This window comes from Negativicutes bacterium, assembly GCA_021372785.1.
Classification (GTDB): domain Bacteria; phylum Bacillota; class JAAYKD01; order JAAYKD01; family JAAYKD01; genus JAJFTT01.
In genome coordinates this window covers 61,376-68,200 of the sequence record JAJFTT010000011.1, presented here as the reverse complement: position 1 = coordinate 68,200, position 6,825 = coordinate 61,376, and the positions used below count along the sequence as shown (strand labels likewise).

The following is a 6,825-nucleotide window of genomic DNA, read 5'->3' as shown; positions in this document are numbered from 1 at the left end:
CGATTTTGTATACCGCGACAACTTCGCCGCCAGCCGCGAGGACTACGACGAGGACGCGGGCGTGTACGACGAGGACGGCGACCGTCTCTTCCGCAACACCGAAACCAACGGGCGCTTCCACTCCGACTGGTGCAGTATGATGTATCCAAGGCTGGTGCTGGCGCGGAATCTGCTGTCATCCGACGGTGTGATTTTCATTAGCATTGACGATGGTGAATTGTCGGATCTTAGAAAGATATGTGATGAAGTTTTCGGGGAAAGCAACTTCCGAAACACAATTCTTACGCGCCGCAGGGTAAAAAGCCTAAACTCACAATTTGCTGATAATGGCTTGTACAGCATGAATGTTGGATTTGAATATGTTTTGGTTTATACCAAAAGCCCAACATTTCTTATGAAGGCTCTGCGTATGGAAAAAGACAATGTGCCAACCAAAGGTAGATGGGACGTGTTTTGGAGCAACGCCGACAGACCGACAATGCGGTATGATGTTCTGGGGTTCACTCCTGAAACTGGGCAATGGCGTAATTCCAAAGAGAAAGCTGATATAGCCGTTGCTAATTATCGAAAATATCAGGCTGAATTTGAAAGCAGGATGACGCTTGAAGAGTATTCCGAAAAGACAGGGTTAACCGACTTTATTCGCCGTATCCCAAATGCCACAGGAAAAAGCGGAGGGGTGCAGCACTGGGTGGCACCGTCCGATACTTCGCTTCGCACAAGTAACTGGACAGATATTGAGGTTTCTCAAATCGGCAAAGAAATTGATCTGCCGTTTGATAACCCTAAGAGCAAACAGTTATTAATGGAACTTGTAAAACTGGCAGACTTGAAAGATGCCGACATAGTTCTCGACTTTTTCTCCGGCTCCGCCACGACCGCCCACGCCGTCATGCAACTGAATGCCGAGGACGGTGGAAAGCGCAAGTTTATTATGGTGCAGTTGCCGGAGGTATGCGCCGAGGGGACGGAAGCCGCCAAAGCGGGCTATAAGAACATCTGTGAAATCGGCAAGGAGCGCATCCGCCGCGCTGGGGACAAAATCAAAGATGGGGCTGGCTTGACTGCTCAGGGGCTTGACATCGGTTTCCGTGTCCTGAAACTCGATGACACGAATATGAACGACGTATACTACGCGGCCGGTGAAACCACACAGGATATGCTTTTCATGATGGAAAGTAATATCAAGCCCGACCGTAATGATATGGACTTGCTGTTCGGTTGCCTGCTGGACTGGGGGCTTCCCCTCTCCATGCCGCACACTCACGAGAAGATTGATGGCTTCACCGTCCACACCTATAACGGTGGCGATCTGATAGCCTGTTTCGAGGAGCGTATCAGTGAAAAGGCAGTCAGCGAAATCGCGAGCCGCCAGCCGCTCCGCGCTGTGTTCCGTGACAGCGGGTTCAGCAGTTCACCAGAGAAAATAAACGTGTTCGAGATGTTCAAACTTCTCGCGCCAAATACTACGGTCAGGGTGATATAAGGGGGGTGCAATCATGAAGCTGCAATTCCGGCATCAGAAGTTTCAGGCGGACGCGGCAAAGGCGGTCTGCGACGTGTTCGCGGGTCAGCCGTTCCACACGCCGACCTACATGATAGACCCCGGCCTGGGGCAAATGGGGCTTTACGATGCCCTAAACTTTACCGGCTTTAACAACGCGCCTGTCGCCATTGGGGATGAAAAGGTTTTGGAAAACATCCGCGCCATTCAGCACGGCGGACAGATTAGGCCCTCCGATAAGCTGGATGGGCGGTTTAATCTGACCATTGAAATGGAAACAGGAGTGGGAAAGACCTACACCTATATTAAGACGATGTACGAGCTCAACAAGCGCTACGGCTGGAGCAAGTTCATCATCGTCGTCCCGTCCGTGGCTATCCGCGAGGGTGTATACAAGTCCTTCCAAATGACGGAGGAGCATTTTGCTGAGGACTACGGCAAGAAAATCCGATTCTTCATCTATAACTCGGCGCAGCTGACCGAGATTGACCGCTTCGCTTCCGACAGCGCAATAAATGTGATGATCATCAACAGCCAAGCGTTCAATGCCAGGGGCAAGGATGCAAGGCGCATCTATATGAAATTGGACGAATTCCGCTCCCGTCGCCCTATCGACATTTTGGCGAAGACGAACCCGATTCTCATTATCGACGAGCCGCAGTCCGTGGAGGGTGCGGCTACCAAAGAGCGGCTGAAAGAGTTCGCCCCGCTGATGACGCTCCGCTACTCGGCGACCCATCGCGCGGACAGCGTATATAACATGATTTACCGTCTTGACGCGCTCGAAGCTTACAATAAACGTCTCGTGAAGAAAATTGCGGTCAAGGGCATATCCGTTTCCGGCAGCACCGCCACCGAAGGGTATATTTATGTGCAGAGCATCAACCTCTCCAAAGGCAACCCGACGGCGACTATTGAATTTGACGTCAAGGGAGTTTCAGGTGTCCGCAAGGTGGCGAGGGTCGTCAGCGAGGGTTACAACCTTTTCGCCAATTCAGGAGAACTCGCCGAATATAAGAACGGCTACACCGTCCTGAGGATTGACGGGCGCGATTCCTCTGTTGAGTTTACAAACGGCTTGAAGCTGTTTGCAGGCGATGTGATCGGCTCGGTCAGCGAGGAGCAGCTGCGCCGCATTCAGATTCGGGAAACCATCCTCTCCCACATCGAGCGGGAAAGGCAGCTGTTCTCCAAAGGCATTAAAATCCTCTCGCTGTTCTTCATCGACGAGGTGGCGAAGTACAAGCAGTACGACGCGCACGGTAACGCCATGGGCGGCGTTTACGCGCAAATGTTCGAAGAAGAATATCAGGCGATCGTCAAAGGTATGCAGCTTGAACTGACCGATACGCCGGCATACCTGGCATACCTTGACGGCATCGCTGCCGAAAAAACACATAAGGGCTACTTTTCTATTGATAAAAAAAGCGGCCGCATGATCGACAGCAAACTCGGCGATAAGAAGGAACGCACTTCCGACGACGCGGACGCTTACGACTTGATTATGAAAAACAAGGAATGCCTGCTTGACCGCCATGAGCCGGTGCGGTTCATCTTCAGCCATTCTGCTCTGCGCGAGGGCTGGGACAACCCGAACGTATTCCAGATTTGCACCCTGAAGCAAAGCGGCAGCGATGTCCGTAAACGCCAGGAAGTCGGGCGCGGCCTGCGCCTTGCCGTCAACCAGGACGGTGAGCGCATGGATGAGAACGTGCTTTCCCGCGATGAGATTCACCATGTCAATGTGCTGACCGTTATCGCAAACGAAAGCTACGAAAGCTTTGCCAAAGGGCTGCAAAGCGAAATTGCCGAGGCGGTGGCCGACCGTCCGCGCAAGGTTGAGGCGCAGCTGTTTGCTGAACAGTTCGGCGGGGATACCGCCCTTGCCATTTACGAGAGCCTCATAAAGAACGGCTATGTCAGGCATGGCGAACTGACCGAAAAATACTACGCAGACAAGAAGAGTGATTCGCTTGAAATGCCGGAGGAAGCCGCCGGCCGTGTTGCGGACGTTATCGCCGTGCTGGATTTTGTCTATGACCCCAATGCGGGCAGGCCGGAGAACGCCCGTAAGAACAACGTGGAGGTCACGCTCGACCAGTCGAAACTGGACAGCAAGGCATTCCGGGAACTGTGGTCGCGTATCAACGGCAGAAGTTACTACATCGTCGGCTTTGACGAGGCTGAACTGGTTGCCAAGGCCATCGCGGAATTGAACAAGAGGCTCCGCATCTCGAAGATATACTTTAAGGTTGAGAAAGGCGAACAGGCCAAGACTATCGAGTCTAAAGCCCAACTGCAAGCGGGCGAAGCGTTTGTTCGCGCCGATATGGTTCGGGAAGACGCCTCCCGCTATACGACGATGAAAGCGAGCAGTTCGGTTCGTTATGACCTTGTCGGAAAAATTGTAGCTGAAACAGGTTTGACCCGGAAAGCCGTGGCTGCCATTCTGGCCGGCATCGAAAAAGCGGTGTTTGACCAGTTTGCCGACAACCCCGAAGAGTTTATCATCCGCGCCGCCAACCTCATCAATGAGCAGAAAGCCACGGCGATGATCGAGCATATCACTTACGATAAGCTGACCTCCACATTCGACACGAATATTTTTACGGAACCCGACCTGAAAAAGGGTGCCCTGGGTGTAAACGCTATGGAAACCAAGCGGAATCTGTACGACTATGTTATCTATGACTCTACCAACGAGCGGGACTTTGCTACCGAGCTTGAAGCCCACAGCCAGGAGGTCGAGGTCTATGTGAAGCTGCCAAAAGGCTTTTATATCAGCACCCCCGTTGGAAAGTACAACCCCGATTGGGCGATTGCCTTCTACGAGGGCAAGGTAAAGCACATTTTCTTTGTTGCTGAAACGAAGGGCGATATGTCCTCTATGGAACTTCGCAAAATCGAGGAAGCCAAAGCCCACTGCGCCCGCGAGCATTTCCGCGCCATCAGCGGCGAAAATGTCAAGTACGATGTGGTGGATAGCTACGACAGCTTATGGAGACTGGTACAGGGGTAAGCCTGTCATTTAAGGAGTATGCTTGTCACTCTTCCACGGGATGAGCGGCGACCTCCAGGGCATAGCCTGGTAGAGGGAACTTATCCGTGATGATTCCGACGCCAAGCAAGGCGTTTCAGGCTTCGCCTGGCGTTCGTAACTTACGGATTCAAATATCTTGTTTTTGGATTGGAAGATGCTATTTATGACAGTTATGCCAGGCGCAAGTTCATGGGCAGCAACTTTCCGGAAAAACAGGTTCCAGACGCAACAACGCTTCTGCATTTCCGCCGCCCGCTTGAGAAAAACGGAATCGGCAAACTCTACTTTGATACAATCAAAAACGGACTTGAAAAGTGCGGCAGAAGCATGCGTGGCGGCACGGTTGTGGACGCCGCCATTATCGCGGCGCCTTCCCCACCAGGAGTGCTTCCCACGAACGCGGCCCGAAAATGCATCGGACCAAAAAGGGAAACCCAATGGCATTTCGGCGTGAAAAGACATGCCGGTGCAGATGAGGGACCTGGCTATACCCATACCTTTACGGCAGCTGCAGCCAATACTCGCGATATTGACCAGCCGGCAGAACTTATTCGTGAGGACGACACCGCTGTTTACAGGGATGCCGCTTATCTTGGGCTAAATAAACGGGAGGAGGTCGGAAATAATTTCAACAAACCTGCTATTGAGTATCGAATCAATCTGCGTCCAGAGAAAGTCAATGCTCTGGCGGATGGTCCTGCCAAAGATTGAAAAGATCGGTTTTCAACAAAAATGGCTTGCCGGAACTGCAGTGACAACTGCAAAAGTACATTTTCCGCGTTTCCCTATAAACACACTCTAAGATAGTGAAACAGATAGTGAAATACAATGTTGAGGGGGGGAGTCTTTTGAAGATTAAAGGCTGGCATCTCATCGTTTTAGCGATAATTGTATTGTTCATTGATTTTTTCACATTAGGAAATCTTCAGGTTATCGATAATCAGGCGCTCAATCCAATTGCCTCTCTCATTGCAGTACTCAGCGGTTTGCTTTTCCTAGTTGGAATTATTAAAACTTTGCATGATCTCTTATCAAAAAATAAAGCGGCGAAGAAAATTGCCGGAGAACAAGAAGAGCAGGGACTGAAATATACACCCGAAGAAAATATCAAGAAAACAAAAGAAAAAAAGAAATGGCAACCGGTAAATATAGTACTGGGCTTATTAATGATCGGATTTGTTGTTTATTTTAATGGACCCCCGAAAGGATTACTAAGTATAATCATTTATTCAAGATTTATTCCCGCCATTGCGCTCATTTTAACGAAGAAGAACAACATTTTCACTTTAAGCGTTTTGCTTCTTTTTGGGCTGACAATATTTTTAGTGCCCACCGGCGATGCTTTTATCTTTTTAATAGCAATTATATATATGTTTTTATCAATTGTACTTAGACTATTTAAAATCAAGTGGCATATCGCAATCGGATTGGTCGCTGCCCTGATTATTGGATTTGGCCTGTTATGGGAAAACACAAATAGTGTAGTTCATGAAAACAGTTTAACGATCAGCAAAAACATAAATCATGAGAATAGCATAGAATTAGTGGATGGTACCGGTAAAATAGCAACAACATTTCATGTCTACCAAGAAATCACCGCCAGGGGAAAAGGATTGCAGGAAGGCACATGGTATTCCTTCCGAATTATCCAAACAAGACAAGGAGAGGGCGTTGGAATTAGTTATCCCTTGGATAACTGGCCAATTTTTAAAATAAAGAAAAACGGGGAAATTTTTCAGCGTGGAATCATTTTCCGTTACCTCAATTTGAAGGACGTTGCTCTGCAAAATAAGTTTAACAAAGATCATTGGCTTCCTCTCAATATCGGCGATTATACGATTCAACTTTTCAAAATAGAGAAGCCGAAAGGGATCATTGTTGCGGAAAGTAATTTTTCAATCGTTCCTTATGATAAAGAAACGATTGAAAAATTAACTGCTTATATTACAGTAAAGGGTGATCCCAATAAATATTACGATAGCTATACCAGAAAAGGGCCCGAATCTATGACAGTCTGGGTACAATCTCCAAAAGGAGAAGTGATAGGCGGGACAGTGAAACAATACATGACGAATGAAGCTGGTGATATTGATACAAAATCTTGGATTGGGATTATGGAAGACCAATTTACAACAAATATTAATGGCGAGCCGGTTGCGCTGCGGAGTTTAAGTGGCAATCCACTGCCGGGCGTTTATCATTATGAAATTATTGTAGATGGAAATGTAGTTTTTGACCTAAAATATAAGGCCTTATCTTGACACCTGGATTCCCACCATAT

Annotated in this window: 4 protein-coding genes; all 4 read left to right on the top strand. The window is 48.8% G+C overall.

Annotated elements, in window-relative coordinates:
- Positions 1–1,486: site-specific DNA-methyltransferase (locus LLG09_01970; GenBank protein MCE5195885.1), on the top strand; the 1,486-nt coding region annotated here is incomplete at its 5' end.
- A 13-nt stretch (positions 1,487–1,499) separates the two neighbouring features.
- Positions 1,500–4,523 (top strand): DEAD/DEAH box helicase family protein, encoded by a 3,024-nt coding sequence (locus LLG09_01965; GenBank protein MCE5195884.1) that lies wholly within the window; start codon positions 1,500–1,502, stop codon positions 4,521–4,523.
- A gap of 168 nt (positions 4,524–4,691) precedes the next feature.
- Entirely contained in the window at positions 4,692–5,255 is a 564-nt protein-coding gene (locus tag LLG09_01960; protein ID MCE5195883.1) for a transposase, read from the top strand.
- 137 nt (positions 5,256–5,392) lie between these two features.
- Entirely contained in the window at positions 5,393–6,805 is a 1,413-nt protein-coding gene (locus LLG09_01955; GenBank protein MCE5195882.1) for a hypothetical protein, read from the top strand.
- Positions 6,806–6,825 lie beyond the last annotated feature (20 nt).

Coding starts and splice junctions, on each gene's coding strand:
- LLG09_01965 (MCE5195884.1), top strand. CDS start 1,500: ATGAAGCTGCAATTCCGGCATCAGAAGTTTCAGGCGGACGCGGCAAAG.